Origin of the sequence: Agreia sp. Leaf335, from assembly GCF_001423605.1 — a bacterium.
In the GTDB taxonomy this organism is placed as follows: Bacteria; Actinomycetota; Actinomycetes; order Actinomycetales; family Microbacteriaceae; genus Agreia.
On the sequence record NZ_LMOQ01000003.1, the window covers coordinates 65983 to 83034 of the forward strand.

Annotated in this window: 18 protein-coding genes; 8 read left to right on the plus strand and 10 right to left on the minus strand. The window is 65.8% G+C overall.

Annotation, left to right across the window (positions count from 1 at the left end):
* Positions 1-92 precede the first annotated feature (92 nt).
* A complete protein-coding gene (locus ASF79_RS17875) occupies positions 93-392 on the plus strand; it encodes a DUF6966 domain-containing protein (protein WP_442853863.1) in 300 nt (99 codons plus the stop codon).
* A 283-nt stretch (positions 393-675) separates the two neighbouring features.
* On the opposite strand, the gene ASF79_RS10685 is transcribed toward ASF79_RS17875, so the two are convergent.
* Positions 676-1656 carry an alpha/beta hydrolase gene (locus ASF79_RS10685; RefSeq protein WP_055854893.1) on the minus strand — a complete coding sequence of 327 codons (981 nt, stop codon included), beginning with the start codon at positions 1654-1656 and terminating at the stop codon, positions 676-678.
* On the minus strand, positions 1649-3118 hold the full coding sequence (locus ASF79_RS10690) for an MFS transporter (protein ID WP_055854896.1): 1470 nt from the start codon (positions 3116-3118) through the stop codon (positions 1649-1651). The genes ASF79_RS10685 and ASF79_RS10690 overlap by 8 nt, the downstream gene beginning before the upstream one ends.
* A 211-nt stretch (positions 3119-3329) precedes the next feature.
* Between ASF79_RS10690 and ASF79_RS10695 the strand changes: the two genes are divergently transcribed.
* Positions 3330-3845, plus strand: a complete 516-nt coding sequence (locus tag ASF79_RS10695; RefSeq protein ID WP_055854898.1) for a GNAT family N-acetyltransferase — start codon at positions 3330-3332, stop codon at positions 3843-3845.
* A 71-nt stretch (positions 3846-3916) separates the two neighbouring features.
* On the opposite strand, the gene ASF79_RS10700 is transcribed toward ASF79_RS10695, so the two are convergent.
* A complete protein-coding gene (locus ASF79_RS10700) occupies positions 3917-5101 on the minus strand; it encodes a hypothetical protein (protein WP_156366224.1) in 1185 nt (394 codons plus the stop codon).
* A 91-nt stretch (positions 5102-5192) separates the two neighbouring features.
* Here ASF79_RS10700 and ASF79_RS17350 point away from each other — a divergent pair, with 91 nt between their 5' ends.
* Complete coding sequence (locus tag ASF79_RS17350; protein WP_156366225.1) at positions 5193-5588, plus strand: hypothetical protein; 396 nt, start codon at positions 5193-5195, stop codon at positions 5586-5588.
* 77 nt (positions 5589-5665) lie between these two features.
* Here ASF79_RS17350 and ASF79_RS10705 read toward each other — a convergent pair whose 3' ends face one another.
* The gene (locus ASF79_RS10705; RefSeq protein WP_055854903.1) at positions 5666-5905 is read right to left on the minus strand and encodes a hypothetical protein; all 240 of its coding nucleotides are present in this window, start codon (positions 5903-5905) and stop codon (positions 5666-5668) included.
* A gap of 157 nt (positions 5906-6062) precedes the next feature.
* Between ASF79_RS10705 and ASF79_RS10710 the strand changes: the two genes are divergently transcribed.
* Positions 6063-6344 carry a hypothetical protein gene (locus ASF79_RS10710; protein WP_055854906.1) on the plus strand — a complete coding sequence of 94 codons (282 nt, stop codon included), beginning with the start codon at positions 6063-6065 and terminating at the stop codon, positions 6342-6344.
* Between the two features lie 238 nt (positions 6345-6582).
* On the opposite strand, the gene ASF79_RS10715 is transcribed toward ASF79_RS10710, so the two are convergent.
* Positions 6583-8727 (minus strand): LPXTG cell wall anchor domain-containing protein, encoded by a 2145-nt coding sequence (locus tag ASF79_RS10715; RefSeq protein ID WP_055854908.1) that lies wholly within the window; start codon positions 8725-8727, stop codon positions 6583-6585.
* Positions 8724-10592: a S53 family peptidase gene (locus ASF79_RS10720; protein ID WP_082495837.1), complete on the minus strand. Its 1869-nt coding sequence runs from the start codon at positions 10590-10592 to the stop codon at positions 8724-8726. Before ASF79_RS10720 ends, ASF79_RS10715 begins: the two co-directional genes overlap by 4 nt.
* A 254-nt stretch (positions 10593-10846) precedes the next feature.
* Between ASF79_RS10720 and ASF79_RS10725 the strand changes: the two genes are divergently transcribed.
* Positions 10847-11842, plus strand: coding sequence for an NAD-dependent epimerase/dehydratase family protein (locus tag ASF79_RS10725; RefSeq protein ID WP_055854910.1), 996 nt, complete (start codon positions 10847-10849; stop codon positions 11840-11842).
* Between the two features lie 62 nt (positions 11843-11904).
* Here ASF79_RS10725 and ASF79_RS10730 read toward each other — a convergent pair whose 3' ends face one another.
* Both ASF79_RS10730 and ASF79_RS10735 read right to left on the minus strand, forming a co-directional pair.
* A complete protein-coding gene (locus ASF79_RS10730) occupies positions 11905-12420 on the minus strand; it encodes a DUF4870 domain-containing protein (protein WP_055854912.1) in 516 nt (171 codons plus the stop codon).
* Between the two features lie 67 nt (positions 12421-12487).
* Entirely contained in the window at positions 12488-12970 is a 483-nt protein-coding gene (locus tag ASF79_RS10735) for a hypothetical protein (RefSeq protein WP_055854914.1), read from the minus strand.
* A 112-nt stretch (positions 12971-13082) separates the two neighbouring features.
* On the opposite strand from ASF79_RS10735, the gene ASF79_RS10740 reads away from it, so the two are divergent.
* From ASF79_RS10740 to ASF79_RS10750, 3 genes are all read left to right on the plus strand, one after another.
* Positions 13083-13424 carry a hypothetical protein gene (locus ASF79_RS10740; RefSeq protein ID WP_055854917.1) on the plus strand — a complete coding sequence of 114 codons (342 nt, stop codon included), beginning with the start codon at positions 13083-13085 and terminating at the stop codon, positions 13422-13424.
* On the plus strand, positions 13421-13666 hold the full coding sequence (locus ASF79_RS10745) for a hypothetical protein (RefSeq protein ID WP_055854918.1): 246 nt from the start codon (positions 13421-13423) through the stop codon (positions 13664-13666). The genes ASF79_RS10740 and ASF79_RS10745 overlap by 4 nt, the downstream gene beginning before the upstream one ends.
* Positions 13667-14081: 415 nt before the next feature.
* Entirely contained in the window at positions 14082-15272 is a 1191-nt protein-coding gene (locus ASF79_RS10750; RefSeq protein ID WP_082495838.1) for a DUF4232 domain-containing protein, read from the plus strand.
* 87 nt (positions 15273-15359) lie between these two features.
* On the opposite strand, the gene ASF79_RS17355 is transcribed toward ASF79_RS10750, so the two are convergent.
* Both ASF79_RS17355 and ASF79_RS10760 read right to left on the minus strand, forming a co-directional pair.
* Complete coding sequence (locus ASF79_RS17355; protein WP_156366226.1) at positions 15360-15971, minus strand: hypothetical protein; 612 nt, start codon at positions 15969-15971, stop codon at positions 15360-15362.
* 17 nt (positions 15972-15988) lie between these two features.
* A complete protein-coding gene (locus tag ASF79_RS10760) occupies positions 15989-16969 on the minus strand; it encodes a hypothetical protein (RefSeq protein WP_156366227.1) in 981 nt (326 codons plus the stop codon).
* Positions 16970-17052: the final 83 nt, after the last annotated feature.

Below are 17052 nucleotides of genomic sequence, written 5' to 3' on the forward strand. Positions count from 1 at the left end.
ACATTGCTGCAGCGCTCGATGTCACGGGCGGTGCACGCAAGCCGATTGCCCAGCGCGCTCTGCCCGCTGCTCGTAAACTCGTCGGGGTGAGCGTGAGGCGAAGCACCGTCGATGAGGTCAGGCGTGAAATCATCTCCGCAATAGCCGAGCTTCGCGTCGTAGCGCGGTCGGAAGAGGACGGACCACGGGACCAAGCCTCGGATTGGCTCGAGCAGCTGTTTGCAGGCATTGAGGATCAGCAGGCACTTCGCCGGGCGTCAGCACAGGCTTTGGGGCTGTATCGAGGAGGGATGGGCTCGTTTCAAGACGTGGGTAGCGCCGGGTCGTCAGAAGCCGTCGGCCGTCTGCGGGTTGCTTTGCGTCGCGGGCGTTCCTGGTTCCCGCGCGCGTAGCGTCCAGTGAGGGGCAAGCGCCCCTCAACCGATCCCTCAGCGGGCGCTCGACGCTCGGGAGCTGAGCGAATGAATCGCGACCTCATTACGCTTGGTGGCCGGATGCCGAAATCGGCAGGCAGTGGATTGCCGAGGGCGAAAGCTTGGTGCGTGACCTGCAGGTCGAACTTCCACGGTTCCGGGTCGTCGAAGGTTTCAAGGACTGTGACCCAAACGGAGAACAGAAGCCCGGGCACTGATGCCGAGGCAGTGGCTCCTGCCCCACTCGCCCCTTTGGGGCCCGTCAGCGGGCGCCTGAACCGAGAAGTCGCCGGGTCCAGTCGGCCAGCGCTGCGGTTGCGCTCACCGAGATGGCGGCGGTCGGCATCATGCTCGTGAAGCCGTGGAATGCTCCCGGCCACACGTGCAGCTCTGCGTCACCACCGGCAGCCCACAAACCGCTGGCATAAGCGACCGTCTCGTCGCGGAAGACCTCCGCGCTTCCGCAGTCGATGTATGTGCGCGGGAGTCCGGAGAGGTCGGTCGCCCGCGCCGGTGCGGCGTAGACGGAGACATCCTCGCCGGCTCGGCGGGAGCCGAGGTAGGCGTCCCAGCCGAAGCGGGTCATCTGCCGATCCGCGACCCCGACGCCGTCGATCTGTCTCGTCGAAACGGTGGAGTCGCGATCGTCGAGCATGGGTGACACCAGGATCTGCGCTAGGAGCGCCGGCCCTCTTCGGTCGCGAGCGAGCAGGGCGGTGCCGGCGGCGAGCCCGGCGCCGGCACTCTGCCCGGCGATCACGATGCGCTCGGGGTCGATGCCGAGCTCGTGGGCGTGGGCGTGCACCCAGACGAGCCCGGCGTAGCAGTCCTCGACAGGGTAAGGGTCGGGGTACTCGGGGGCGAGGCGGTAGTCGACGCTGATGAGCACGACGTCATGGTCGTTCAGCAGCCAGTCGTCGTATGAATCGAGGTTGCCGAGGTAGTGGCCGAACATCATTCCGCCGCCGTGGATCGTGTACACCGCGCTCGTGGCTCCGGTTCTGCCGATCCGCTGGATGACCGCGAGGGTGATCGGATCCCCGAGGTGCCCAGGCGCCGTGATCGTGCGCCGCTCGTACCCGCGAGACCGCAGCCGCTCATCGAGCGCTTCTTCGGTGATGTCGAGTCCGCGCATCCGGGGCAGCATCTCGGTGGTTAGCGTGAACGGCCCGCGTGCCTCGAGGGCGGCGAGGAACGTGGCGAGCTCAGGATCGAACGGAGGGCGGGGCATGAGGTCAGACATAGGAAGGCTCCTGGGTGGTGGGCTGGGCGGGGGTGCGGCGCGAACGGTGGATACCGATGCAGACGAGCGCGGCCGCGAGGGCGGTGATGGTCAGGCCCGCGATGAGGATCGCCTGCTGGAATGACGCGAGCTGATTCGGGCTGAAGGTCATTGTCGCGATGCTGCTGCCGACGAGAGCGGCGAGGATCGTGCCGGTCGCGGCGATCCCGACAGCGGTCGCGATCTCGCTGGCCGTGTCGACCATAGCCGCCCCGATGGAGGTGCGATCCCCAGGAAGGCCGCGCAGCACGTTGTTTCCGGCGACGACTCCGACCACCCGCATCCCGGCGGCGACGAGCACGAGGGCGACCAGCACCCAGGGGTAACCGAGTCGGCCGAGGAGCGCGAACACGGCGAGACCGGCGACCACGGCGGCAGCGCTCATCCAGGCCGCTCGATCGAGGCCCACCCGTTTCACGAACGGACCGACGAAGCGGCCGCTTGCGAGGAGCACCACGACCTGCGGCAGCGTGCCGACGGCGGCGAGGGCCGGTGGCCAACCCCAGGCGAACTGCAACTGCAGCGTCACCATGTACGACAACCCGGCCATCGCGAGCCCGGCCGCCGCTTTGTAGGCCAGGCCGCTGGCGACCAGCGGCTGTGCGACGAGACGAAGCTCCAGCATCGGGTGGCGCGCGGTGCGCTCTCGGGCGACGAAGCCGACCACTGCGGCCACGGTGGCCGCCGCTGCACCCCAGGCCAGAGCGACATCGGTGCCGGCGACGAACAGGGTCGGCGTGAGGAGGACGCCGACGACGGACGCCGTGCCCAGGACGGCACCGATCACGTCGACGGGATCGCGGTGGAGGTCGGTTCGACGATCGGCGGCGATCCCGGCTCGGATCCCGAGGAAGGCGATCACCGCGATGGGCGCATTGGCGACGATGAGCACCTGCCACGGTGCCACGGCGAGCACGAATCCGCCGATCGTGGGCCCCACGGCCAAGCCGACCAGCCCCGCTGTAGAGATGACCGTCAGGGCGCGCACGCGTAGATCGTCATCGTCGAACAGGCGGAACGCCAACGCCATCGATCCCGGCGTCGTCATCGCCGCGGCGACCCCCATCAGAGCCCGCACGGCGATCAGCTGCTCCACCGAGGTGACGAACAGGGTCAGGATGCTCACCACCGCGAGCAGCGTCAGGCCGAGGAGCATCACCCGACGCCGACCGACACGGTCCGCGACCGCGCCGAACAGCAGCATCAGACCACCGAACGCGACCGAGTACGCACCGGAGACCCATTGCAGCGAAGCGGTGGACGCCGTCAGCTCGCGCCCGATGGTCGGAAGCGCCACGTTCAAGACGGAGTTGTCGAGCATCTCGAACAGGAACACCGCAGAGAGGCCGGCCAGCGGAATCCACGCGTGGCGGAGACGCTGCGGTGGGGCCGCTGTGGCTGGGGAGGTTGTGGGTTCGTACATGGGCGCACTCCTTCGATGAAGAAGTGGCGACTCCCATGAGACGCTTGTGCGTTTCCGTCGGCCGGAGCCTGACGGGATTTTTCCCTCTGCGGTAAGGCTACCGCACCTGTGCTCAGCCGGACGCGTCCAGACCTCCCGCATACCGTTTCATAATCAATGCCCGAAGACGTTGGTGCTGGCTTGGTACCTTTCGGGCCGTTACCGTTGTTGCGTGACAGCCGCTCCGTTCTTCGTTCGTACGACAAGCGAGGACGACTGGCAGCATCTTCGTGACCTCCGCATCGAAAACGCGACCGACAACCCGATCTCGTTCGGCGCCACTCTCGAGACGACGCTGGGCCTGGCGGAAGACGACTGGCGCGCTCGGGCCCGACGAGGACAGTCAGACGAGGCCACCAGCATGGTCGCGATCGAAAATGGCACCGAGCGTTGGATCGGGATAATGAGCGCCCAGAGTGTAGACGAGGATGGTCTCGACCCAGTCCTGACCGGGGTGTACGTGACTCCTGACTTTCGTGGACGCTCTTATGGCGTTGCAGACGCCCTACTCCACGAGATCCTCACCTGGGCAGCGGGTCGTGGCGACTCCCTGCGGCTCTACGTTTACGAGCACGGCACTCCTGCGCGCCGTTTCTACGACCGTCACGGCTTCGCGCCAACCGGTCGAACACGTCCTCTCGGATTCACCGAGCGTCGCACCCTGGAAATGATCAAACCGCTGCGCTGACACCTGATGGGCAGTCAGCCGGTGCAGATCGTCGGTGGCAGTGAGCGCCGGCGGCGGCACAGATGTCGCGGCTACGGCCGCCCATCGGTGATCGTCAGGACCGCTGCGAAGATCAGCACGATCGGCACGAAGTAGGCGACGAAGTAGGCAACGAAGGCGACCACGTTGAGCAGCAAGGAACTCACGCGCCACCTGCGCTTCTGCGGCACGAAGCGCCGGCCGCTTCGTGCGATGAGCGGAACCGGGGCGTTGGCGAGCACCCCGACGGTGACGGCCGGCGCAACGCGCTGAGTGACGGGCTCCGCTGCGGCGAACTCGAACGCAGGAAGAAGTGAGCGATGTGGCCGGGGCAGTCGCTCGTCGACGAAACGCTGCGTTCTCTGAGCGAGGCGGGGAACGACGCTGTCGATCAGCGTCTGCACCGCGATCCAGGTCTGTGCGTCGGTGAAGTCGGTGGGAGCCGACGTGAAGAACACGAGGGTGTCGTCGACGATCTCGACGTTGTAGTCGCCGGCGTACTCGACCAGGTCGGACATCACCTCGGGCGAGAGCACGTAGAGGGCGTCGGCGCGCTTGTCCACGGGCGCATAGGTCACGAACGACCGGTCGAACTCCCTCTCGAGCGAGATGCGTTGCAACGGCCCGAACCCCGCGGGCAGATCGCTGCGCGACGAGTTGTTCGACGTGGAGTCGAGCACGAGGTGCGGCAGCGGGGCAGGCAGGGTGACCGCCAGGTAGTGCCAGGTCGGGCTGCCCGGTCGCGTGGTCGTGAGAGAGCCGAATTCGAGACCGGATGCCGTAAAGCGCGGGTTTTCGAGCACCGCGTCGCGGTCTGCGGTGATCATCGACGAGAAGGTAGCCCGCTGCGAGGGCTGCGGCTCGAAGCCGTTGGCGAGAGCGGTGAGGTTCTGGCGCCACTCCGTGACGGTCGCCCGCGAGCTGGTTTTACTGCGTCTTCTTCGTGCGATGCGGGCGGCGATGACGATCCAGACGGCGAGGATTCCGACCATCCAGGCCAGGCTGCCCCAATCGCTGCCCAGCACCTGACCGTCGTGCTGATTGTCGATCACGATGTCGATCGAGATGAGCGCAACGGTGAGGTACCAGAGCATCGATGCGGCGTTCAGATGGCCGAGCGCTTTCGGCAGGGTCATGGTCCACGTGATCCGTGATTGCCTCAGATGGGCACCCCTTGCGCGCAGAACCCTGCCATCGGGTTCGTGCAGCCACTCGAGGTACAGCGGTTGGAGGGGCACTCGAAGATCCTACGCGGCGTCCGGCCGGCCAGCCGTCAGAGAGACCGGCTGGCCGCGTTCGTCTCGACGAGCTCTGAGTAGAGTCGCAGTTATGAGCGACCCACGCAGCCGCGCGCGGCCCTACCTCATCGTCGCTCTGGTCGTCGTCGCCGTGCTTGCAGTGCTGTACGCGGCGCGTGTCGGACTCCTCCTAATAGGCGCGTCCGAATGGGACTCGCCGCCTGTCTCAGCAGTCCCTCTTCCTGATGGGACTGAAGTCACACAGGTCAGCACCGAGTGCGCTTCCGGCGGATGCTGGACGCTGATCACGGTGCGCCCGCCCGACGGGACCACCCCTGAAGATCTGAAAAACGAACTAGGAACAACCCCTCAATCACGCCTGCCCGGCTCGTTCTGGGATCCGCGCACAGTCTCATTGACGTCGAAGACCAAGGGTCCATTCCTCGTGATCAAGGCTGACTACTTCTCTCCGGAGTACGTGCACTGACAGTCGACCGTGAGCGGAGCTGGCCCTCGACTAGCGATCGGATGCGCGACCCCGTTCGATGACATAGGCACGCGCTGTCAGAGGTCGCGCTTCTTCATCCACAGGTTGACGGGAACGGCGATGACGCCGACCGCGACGAGGGCGAGGCTGCAGATCACCAGTACGCCGTCGTCTCCCGCAAACGTGAACCCATTCCGCGCCGCCACCACGATACCTACGACGATGCAGACGTACGGCAGGATCTCGCGAAGAGGATTGAACCGCAGGCGTCGAAACCTCTTCGGGGTCGAATTCTCGTCGTCGCCAGCGGTGCTCATGCCTGCAGTCTTGCAGGGACACGCCGCACGAGAAAGCCCCCCCCGCCATGCGCCGAGTTACCCGAATCTGCCGCCTCGGTGGCTCGGGAGGCGGCAGATTCGGGCAACTCGGCCGGCGCCCCCGTCTCGATATGGTTCGGTCGAGATCACAGAGCAGGTGGCCAACCTCGAGGGGAGCACAGGCATCTCGATCGGTCGGGTGGAGTCGGCCGACAACTCGCGGCAGGACCTGATCATCGACACGCAGACCGGAGCGTTGATCGGCGAACGCGAGGTGGCGTTGACGGACGAGGAGTGGGGCTTCCCTGCCGGAACGACGACGAGTTTCACGGCGGTGCGCACCTCGGTGGTCGACTCGGCTCCCGACGGCGGAACGCAGAATGGGCAGTTCGACCGGGAAGGTTGCGTGGATAAGGGGAAGGGGAATTTCCAGTGCTGAGCGCGGGAGAGGCTGTCAGGCCGGACGCACTGTGGCCGGTCGGCACCTACACGGTGGACGTGCCCCTGACGGCGTCGAGTCACTCGACCAGCGAACGACCCTGAATCGCGACTCGACGTGGCGCACATCGACCTAACTTCGCCAAATTAGGTCGATGTGCGACAAGTAGGTGGGCGTGACGGGCCCACCCGCGGTGGCGCACCGGCCGTGGTCACGAAGACCACGGCCGGCGCGTGCATCAGGATGCGGTGGGTCGGCGACGCCGTCGCAGCAGCAGGCCGGCCCCGGTCGCCAGCGCGAGCACGGAGAGTGCCGCCGCGAGGGCAAGGGGAGCGGTCGACATGCCTGTGTCGGCCAGCGGCCGGGTCGAGCTCGCCTGCGGTGAGACGAAGTTCTGCCCGATCGCGCCATTGCCCAGCTCGCCGTTAGAGCCAGAACCCGATCCAGGTCCAGCTCCCGTTCCGGGGTCAGTTCCGGTTCCCGGCGAACCCGACCCGCTGCCGGGCCCGGTTCCGGGATCGACCGGAGTGGGAACATCCGGAGCGTCTGCCGTGATCGCCGCCACCCGCACTCGCGCGCCCAGTCCGAGCGTGTCGTTCACGTCGACGCCCGTCACCGAGAAGCCGTCGGCCGCGCCCTTCTGCAGGTTGAGCGTGATCACCGCGGATCGTCCGGCGAGCTGCACCACCGTATTGGGTGCGATCTCGCCAGCGGCGATGGCCTGGCCGGCCACGGTTCCTCCGCCGGTGGTCATGGTCGCGCCGGTCTTCGTCATCGCCACGCGGATGTTGCTGAGCGACACCTCGAGACTCGACCCCGGGTAGAGCGAGAGCGAGTCGACCTGGGCCGTCGCGGTGCCCGCGGCATTGGATGCGCGTGCTCCGGTCGCCGAGATCTGCCCGGCGACGCCGTCGGTCACGGTCGCGACCTCGAGTTGAGCAGCGCCGAGGGCGGCAGCGTCAGACGTGGCAGCCGACGAAGCGTCCGACGAAGCCGCGTCAGGCCGCGCAGCGTCGGAGTTCGCCACGGCGTTCGGCGCCTTCGCGCTCGCGGCGGCCGCGGCAGCGGCATCCGGTGTCACGAGAGCCACGGGCGACACGACCGAGGGGCCGGATGCGCTGAGCGCGTAGGCGTAGCGGCTCGGCAGCGGCGAATCGGGCTGGGGCGTGGGCTCGGGGTCGGGGGTCGGAACCGTGCTGGGCGCCGACCACCTCACCGTGCCGAGCGCGACTGACGGATAGGTTCCGGTGAGGTCGGTGTAGTGCACGGCCGTGATGAGCACGCTGCCGTCGGGCTGCGTGACCCGCTCGTTGAAGCGCACCGTCACGCGCGGGGTGCCTTGAGCATCGAGTCCCGTGTAGAGGTCGGTTCCGGTGTTGATCCAGACGCCGTTCACGAAGAGCCCCGAGTTCGAGCCCGGGAACGACACCACAGAGCTGCCGTCTGCGGCCACGTCGAGCGCGAGCCCGTAGACGCGGAACGCCGACCACATGTACTCGCCGACGGACGAGGTGTCGGGCACCTGAGTGAAGCTGTCGATCGAGACCTTCGCGGCGCTGTCGTCGGTGCGGCTGACGGTGACGCCCTTCGCGGCGATCGGCGGGTTCGAGGCCGAGAACGTGGCGTCGGTCTTGGTTCCCGAGGCGGTGAGGCTGGGCTCGCCCGCCACGATCGGCGTTCCGTTCGGAGCGGTCACGGTGATGCCCGACACGAGTGCCGGGGTTGTGACCGGCGCGGCGGGGGTGCAGGCGACCTGGCCGAGCTTCACTCGCCAGATCTCCGACGAGCCGGCCTCGGCCTCGATGCGCAACGCGGTGGTCTGAGCGCGACCCGTCGCATCCGTCGTGCGCTCGCCGATGTAGAGCTTGGTGGCGCCCCACGTCGACGACACGGGCAGGTCGACGGTGTAGCCGGTGGCGATGCGCGCCGGGTCGAGGGCGTCGACGCCGTTCACGGTGAGGGTGTCGAACGAGACGGTGCTCGATCCGTCGGCAGTGCACTCGGAGGTGAGCCCGGTGAACGCCACGGGCACGCGGTCGCGCAGCTGGAACGTTCCCGACGCGATCGTCGAGCGAGCCCCGTCAGACGCGGCCCGCGAGACGAGCCCCTCGGTGCGCGTGGTGTTCAGCTTGTAGAGGTCGCCGGTGGAGGCGGCGTTCTGCGTCACCGTGTCGCCCGAGGTCCAGTCGGCGAGCGGGGTGGAGGCCTGCAGCGTTCCTCCGTCGGAGTCGAGCATCTGCACGCCGAAGGCGCTGTTGGTTCCGGATGCCGCGGGTGCGGCGATCGCGGTCGTCGCGGCGGTCGCGGTGAAGCCGACCGCGAGCACGGCGGCGAGGGCCGCCGCGGTCACGAGCCGCACGGAGCGGGAGGTGCGTCGAATCATTTCTGTGCTCCGAACTGGTCGAGAAAAGCGGTGCCGCGGGGAATGCCGAGTCCGGTGACTCTGTCCCAGCCCGGCCCGGACTGCAGGGATTGGGGCTTGGTGTCCCACATGTAGAGGGTCTCGAGCCAGAGCGCGCCGGTCGACGGCGAGCGGCGGAACCAGGTTGCCGCCGACGCCGGCTGCACGTCGGTGATGGCGGTCGAGCCGCTGAGCGCGTAGAGCGAGGGCGTGGCGAGGCCGACGTGAACGCCGTTGCGCACCTTGGCGATGGCGACCATCGAGGCGACCATCGGGGTGGCGAGGCTCGTGCCGCCGTGCGGCTCGGCGCTCACGACGCCGTTCGAGGGCGCGTTCACGATGAAGCCGGTGTTCGGGTCAGACAGCGACGCGACATCCGGAAGCAGCCGCTTGGTTCCCGGCTGGGCGATCTTGTCGCGCTGCCATGAGGGGCGGTCGTAGTAGGCCGACTCTCCTCCGCCGGCGCCGTAGATGAAGCCGGGCGGAACGATGGCGCCGTTGCGGGCGAACCGCGTCTGCGTCTCCCAGCCCGCTTCGACGGCCACGGTGTTGTCGGCGTTGAGGCCTATGCTCATTCCGCCGACCGCGGTGACGTAGGGGCTCGAGGCGGGTGAGGCCACGTCGGTGCCGTCTTGGTGGTCGCCGGCCTGGCTGTAGTCGCCGTCGTTTCCGGTCGAGGCGAAGATCGAGATGCCGCGCGAGGCGCCTTCGACGAGCACTCGCGTGAGCAGGGTGCGGTCGGCGGCGGTGTCGAGCTCTTCGGGAGCGCCGAACGAGAGCGAGATCACGCTGGGGGCGCCATTCTCGGGGGTGCCGCTCTCGACCGCGTCGAGCAGTCGCAGGTAGAGCGACTGGGCTTCGCAGGTGTCGCTTCCCCAGTAGACGATGTTCGCGTCGGGTGCCATCGCGTGCACGGCCTGCACGTCGAGGTGCTGCTCGACGGTCCACGAGCTGGGGCCGCCGCAGCGGCTGTTGTTCGGGTTTGCCGGGGCGTGGTGCGTGTACTGCCCGTCGCGCAGGGGCTGCGCTCCCGCCTTGCTGAAGTAGGCGTTCGTGTTGGCCTCGACGGTCGCGTCGTCGAAGACCCCCACGATCGCGATGGTCGCTCCGGCGCCGGTGGCGTCGTCGGGCAGCTGGTGGATGGCTCGCAACTGCTGCGGTCCGTAGCCGCACAGCGCGTTCGAGCGGTGCTCGACCGTGACCGACTCCGGCCACTGCGAGCTGAGGGTCTGGCCCCAGTAAGTGGCGCAGTCGTCGCTGGTGATGGGAGCGGTGGTGGCGGTGGGAGCGGCGGCGGCGGGCGCTGCGGTTGTTGCTGTTGCGCTCGCGGCGCTTGCCGATGTCGCCGACGAGTCCACGAGTGTGGGCTGCATCGCATCCGTGCTCACGAGGCCGGCGACGGTCTCGATGGCCGTCAGATCGGCGGGCACCGACAGATCGGTGGTGGGCACAACGGCCGTGCGGCCATGGATGTCGGTGGTTGCGAAGGTCGTCGAGAAGGCACGGGCGAAGTCGTCGTAGGAGCCGCTGATCGACTGGCTGCGCACGCTGTCGTGCTGGTCGCCGAGGTCGAGTCCGGCGGTGACGAGCCAGGTGCGGGCAGCCGAGATGGATGCGGTGTCTGCGTTCTCAGCGAAGAGCACGACCGCCGAGGTGACGCCGTCGGGGGAGGTGGAGTCGCTGCTCGGCGCCGCGGTTTTCGCCCAGGCGGGCGCGGTGTCAGGAAGGGAGTGTCGAGCGTCGGAGGGGGAGGAGGCGCACGCGGTCAGAATGCCCGCGCACACGACCCCGACGATCAGGAAGGTGGATGCAGACATCACCGACCCGGGGGAACGCAAAGAGCGCATTGAAGTACTTTCTCGATCAGAGTGTGAAGTGGCAGAGGAGCCGATTCGAACTCTAGCTGAGAATTGTTCTCATTAAGCAATCCGCGAAGATGACGACGCCGATCGAGCAGGCGGTCGTCGACGACGCTCCAGGCTGGGTGCCGGAGCCCGCGTGCGAACTCGAACTCTCACATGGAAGCGCTTCGGGTTCAACCGGCTGCGGCCGAGCGCGGCGGGTGCGAAGCTGGGGCTGCGGCCCACCGAAAGGAAACACCATGCTCAAGGTTCTGTTCATCGGCGGAAACGGCATCATCAGTTCGGCGTGCAGCCGGCTGGCCGTCGAGCGAGGGTTCGACCTGACTCTGCTGAACCGGGGTCGCGATACATTGCGGCCGCCGATCGACGGTGTCGAGACCATCGTCGGCGACTCGACGGATGCGCAGAGCATGCGGGATGCGCTCGGCCCGAGAACGTTCGACGTCGTCGTCAACTTCCGCGCCTTCAGCCCCGAGCAGGTGAAGGCCGACGTCGACCTCTTTGGCGATCGCACCGGCCAGTACATCTTCATCAGTTCGGCGTCGGCGTACCAGAAGCCGGTGACCCGCTTTCCGATCGTCGAGTCGACTCCGCTCAGGAACCCGTTCTGGCAGTACTCAAGAGACAAGATCGCGTGCGAACGGGTGCTGATGGATGCGTTCGACGAGCACGACTTTCCGGTCACCATCGTGCGCCCGTCTCACACCTACGACCGCACGCTGGTGCCCCTCGACGGCGGCTGGACGGCGATCGAACGCATGCGGCAAGGCAAGCCGACGCTGGTGCACGGCGACGGCACCTCGCTGTGGACGCTCACCAATCACCGAGACGTAGCTCGCGGCCTGGTGGGCCTGCTCGGTCTGACGCGCAGCATCGGCGACACCATTCACATCACCGGCGATGAGATCCTCACCTGGGACATGATCGCGAACGAGCTCGCGGCCGCCGCCGGCACCACGGCGCACCTCGTGCACGCGGCGTCGGCAGAGGTGGCGCAGGCCTTCCCGGAGTGGGCGGACGGAATTCTCGGCGATAAGGCGCACTCCCTGATCTTCGACAACAGCAAGATCAAGTCCCTGGTTCCGGACTTCGTCGCCAGCGTGCCGTTCTCCCTTGGCGCCAGAGAGATCGTCGGCTGGTACGACGACGACCCAAGTCGACAGGTGGTCGACCGCGAAGTCGACGCTCGGATCGACGCGTTCGTTGCCCGCGTCGCGGAGCGCGATGAGTTCTGAGCTTCGCGGCCTGTCGATCCCGCGGCTGCGCGAGGCACAGGAGGTGCGCGAGCTGAGCGCAGTCAGATGGACGGCGGCCCCTGCGTCGGTGCAGACGCGGGTCGCTTGATGAACGGGATCGCAAGCCGGTTGTTCAGCACTCCGCGCCCATGGGCTTTGACGAGACCCATGATGATGATCACCAGGTGGGCGACGCAGAGCGCCCCAAAGATCGTGATGAGGATGCCCACCGGGTAGAAGCCCTTCGCGACCGGGGTTCCCGAAACGAAGTAGAGCAGCACGAAGTGGCCGCCCAGGGTGAGGACGGTGCCGATGATCAGGGTCCAGCCCCAGTTGGCCGCCTGTCGCGCATTCTCGGCGGCGAGCGCGCCCTTCTTCTTCATGGCCGAATACACGGACACCATCACGATGCCCGCGGTCAGCACCGACAGAAACGGGATGCCGACGATGGCGAGAAAGCCGAGGGCGTACGGCAGAGATCCGGTGGGAGGCGCCGGCGGGGCGGGCGCGACAGACTGGGCGGGCGCGACGGGCTGGGCAGGCTGGGGCTGGATGGGGGCGGCGTCGAAGTCTGTCACGCGCCCAGCATAGGGAAACCGGGGCAGCGGGCGCCATCGTGGCGTCGTTGCCCGTGAGTGGCGGGCTTCAGTGTTCCACGGACTGCTGTTTGCCAGCATCCCTGCCGAACTCGCTCTCGAATCTCCGTCGCTCGTTCGTGGCCAGAACCAGCTGTGTGGTTCCGATGGTCACGAACAAGACGGTCGGAAAAATCACGGACAGTCTCAGGGGGCGATCCTGACTGATGATGAACAAGATCACCTCGAGCGCCGGGAAAAGCACGGCCCCCGCTAGAAACAGCAGCCCTGTGTTCCGTGATCGGTCGAGTCGCATCCGTTGTTGGATGAGCGAGCCAGGACCGTGAGCTGTTTCGGCTGCTCTGTTGCGACGGTCGATTCGGATGCGCCCTGCCGTCCCCGCAAGCGCGGCTCCGGCGAGGCCGATCATGGTGCCCCAGAAGGCGTCTGCCGCGAATGCGACGACGACTCCGGCGACAGCGATCGCGACACCGCTGATGATCGCAACGAGGACTTTGTTCGTCGTGCCCTTCGTTCCGTGCCGACCGCTCATGGCTTTCCCGTCTGGTGCTCGGCTTCTGTCAGTCGATATCTTGGTGGCGCTGCTCGTCCTTGCACAAGGAGTTGCTGCGGTGGTGGAGTAGGCATAGCCGAGGGGGCGCGCAATGGATGTTGCCGGAAGTGTCTTACCGTGGTTCTGTTGCGCCGTCTTCCTTGCCGTCGTCGTGCTGGTGCCGCGACAGATGAGAGGCTCGGATCGTCTGCGTGACATGCAACTGTCGATGGACGCGTCACCGGGGTGGACCGTGGCCAGCGGAGTGTTGCTGTTGATCGGAGCCGCCATTGCAATTGCCCTGGGAATAGTCTTCCTCGGTACCGGATACGCATTCGCGTGGGGCTTCTTTCCTCTGGCTGCCGGCAAGCTCTTCATCGTCGGCTTCTACGCCTATGTCGTGCGGCAGCCCTGGGTATCCTTCGATGACGACGAAACGAGCGACCAGTTATGAATACACCGCGCGCGCTTGGATTGCGCGCGCTGCTCTTCGGGGCGTTCACCGTTGCTCTAGGCATCTTCATCATTGTGCGCCTGGTCACGGAAGGGTTCGTCGCCAAAGATTTTGTCGCCATCCTGGGCTGCGTCCTCTGCCTGGGGATGAGTCTCGACCTGGGATTCAAGTGGCGCAAGGCGACGCGTGATGGCGCGCCGCCGTCGAGCGTCGATCCTGCCGAGGGGGAACCACCGGCGTGAGAGCTGACGCTGCGCGGATCGATGACACGAGCAGGCGTGATCAGAGTCCGCGTTTCTTCATCCACACGTTGACGAGGGTCACGATGGCGCCGACGGCGACGAGCGCGAGGCTGCAGATCACCAGAACGCCTTCATCTCCTGCCAACGTGAATCCGTTCCGTGCCGCCATCACTATTCTCACAACGATGCAGACATAGGGCAGGACCTCGCGGTGCGGGTGCCGCTGCCGCCGGGAACCGTCGCGCCGATCGAGTAGCCCTGCGCTGATTGAGTTGCCCACCCGCTGCGCCGATCGAGCAGTCGCGCGACGAAGGAGCCGACGTATCGAGATCAAGCCCCAACTGAGGTGGCATGTGCCACGTCGATGAGACGTCGAGTTCCCTCGTGCGTGTGGGCGATCCCCTAGCGTGAGGACATGACGTCGCATACGCCCCCATCCGGTGGCCGTTCACCCGCACGGCGCATCGACGTCGCGTGGCTCGCCGCCGTGATCGCTGCGGTGCTCTGGGTCTCGAGCGGCGCCGTCAACGGTGCGCTCGTCTGGAACGGATTCCTCGGCGGCAGCATCGGAGCATTCCTCCCCGACACCATCCCCCTGTTTGTCTGGGCACGAACCCCGTTGTGGGCGGCACTCGCCGCACTGGTCGGCGCTTGTGCCGTGGTCCTGGTCCACCTGCTCGTCGTCCGAGTCGTCGGCGAGACCCAATCCTCGCGGGCGCGTTTTGTGATCGTCTGGTTCGCCACGATCGTGGCCGGCGCCCTCGTCGGCTTCGCTGCCGACGCGACGACGATCATCGACGCCTTCCCGCCCGGACGGCTGCAGATGCTCCTCAACGGTCTCGGTACCCAGGCCGGAATCGGCGCCTATTGGGGTCTGGTGCAGGGCTGGATTCCCGCGCTGGTACTGGCGGTGCTGGCTCGACGTCGCGCCCGCGTGCCCCGCACATCCACTGACGGGCGCGAGCCGGGCCGCCGCAGACCGGCGATTCTGGCGGCGACGGTCGTCGTGGCGCTCATCGCGGTGGCCGGGGTGGGCGTCGCCGGGCTGCGCGACGCGCGCACAACCGCCCTGCAGCAGGAGGCGGTCGCGAACGGGTTCGATGAGAGCTCCGGGGCGCTTCCCGACCCGTATGCAGAGGGCGATCCGGTTCCGACGGTGGCTCCGGATGCGGCTTCGCCGGCCGCCGATTGGTGCACGCCCGACCAGGCCACGCTGCTGCTCGGCGAGCCGGATGCGGCGACCGGGCACCGCGTGTATTCGGTGACGCTGATGAACTTCTCTGACGCGCCGTGCGTGGTGGAGGGCTACCCCGACTTCGCGTTCGCAGACCAGAACGACCACTTGCTCGACGTGACCATCGAGCACGGCGGCTCGTTCATGGCGACGGACCCGGGCGCTCAGCGGGTGGAGATTCCGGCGGGCGGCTCGGCGATCACATATCTCGGATGGGACGCGGCCTCGTCGGGCGGCCAGCTCGTGGCCACAAAGTTGTACGGCGCTCAGTATGCGGGCGCGGTGCGAGGGTCGTGGCCGGTGAGTGTGGATGTCGTGGCGGGGTCGACCGTGGACGTCACCGCGTGGGCGCTGCAGCCGGCGGACGGCTAGCTTGGCAGAGGCTCTTGTAAAGGGCTGTCTGCCAGGAACTTCTCTAAATTAGTCGCACAGGCGTAACACAAATGTAGGCGACGCAGATCATTGGCCAGGCGAGGACAGATGAGTCGATGACGAGGTGTCTTTGTTCTTCTGCTCCTCGTCGATGATGACCACCCCCATTTGCGACAACGTCTGCACTACGACGAACAGCTCCGCAACGGCATAAAAGAATGTACTGAACCCAAGGGCCAACCCGAGCGAGTGGCTCCAGGTGATATTGGCGGGCGCCAATGCGATTGGACCTCCCAGCGCCAGAGCAATGACGCATGTACCTACAAGGCCAATTTGGCAAAGTGTTGCCCAAACTAGGACGAAGATGAGATCTGAAAGCGCGCTCTTATTCTTGGTTGTCCCGGGCAGGCGTGCCCATCGTTTTATGCGGGCAGCGCCCGGTAAACCTAACGCCAACACAATCGCAGCGATACACGCTCCCATTGCAATCGATGCGAAGGTGAAACCTATACTGGCGGCTTCAGATATTGGGAAATAGGCGGCGGGCAAGTGGGGTAAAGCGATCGCAAGTAAGATCGCCAGCCCGATTGAGACCCACAATGCGGGGCTCGTCAGTAGTTCGTTTCGTCTCGGGAGAACCTGTCCCCGAAACAGGCGCAAATCACGCCTGCCGCTTAAGGAATCGATTGGATCAGCCATCTATCTCATGACCGGTACTATTTCGCCTCTGAGTCGCCGTTAGCATCGCCGCGTTCGACTTCTGGGGCTTCTTGGGGTTCGGCTGCCGAGGGCAGGGCGAGCCTGATATCTGCGTGCTTGATCCCGCTCACGACTTGCCCAATCAACTTTGTAGCTAGGTCTCTTAGTTTGTCGAGCTGCTTATGCGGTCCCTCTGAGGGGTCAAGGCGCGTCGTTCCCTTAATGGTGTGTTTCTGAAGGCTGACGCTTTTTTCCCCTTCGTATTCCGGTGACTCCCCTTTTACTACCGCGTTCTTGAGCGCTGATATTGGGTTTGACGCGAGCTGCATGACATCCATCACTACGCCTTCGGACTTCGAGAGACTCTGTCCTCGGCTTGCCTTCAACTGCACTTGGACTTCTTCGGCATTTGACTCCGGCAGATTTCCGAGAAGACCCTCCGCTGTCTTAGTCCAACTATGATTCGGCCGTCGGAGCGTTATCGATGCTTCCCGAATGCGTGTAAATGATTCAATTTCTTGAACGAAACCAGCGCTCGGTATTGGATTAATCGAAATGGCCAGGCCGCCTAGCCTGAGTTGTTCTTCTCCGAATTTTGCAAGGAAGCGTTCTAACAGGTACACAGGAAGGCCCGGACGTTTTTTCTCCAGAATGAGTACACGCTCAGCCTTATCGACAACTACCCAGGCACCGTTGACAATAAAGCGGTCTTCTCCAGTATCAAGTTCCGACACGGTGGCCGTGCCTGTGTCGTAGACGAGAGCGATCTCGTCGGCACTGCCGACCACGAAGCGGAAAGCTAACAGCCCATTCCCATCGCTGACATCGGAGATCGCGACTGTGTCGCTACCGAATGTATATCTGAGAGTTCGAAGGTCGGACTTCTTCAGCTGGTCGAAAAACTCACCATAGGCAAGGACGTCCTCGTCTACAGATCCAGGTTGAACGTGACCATGAACGCTGAATGCTTCGAGCGTGCGGAGTACCAACTTTGCCAAGACTGCCCCAATCGTGTGATTGAACACTACTGCCCGTATTGGTTAGACGCGACCGATCGGGTTTCTTGCAGAGCTCGAGGCTG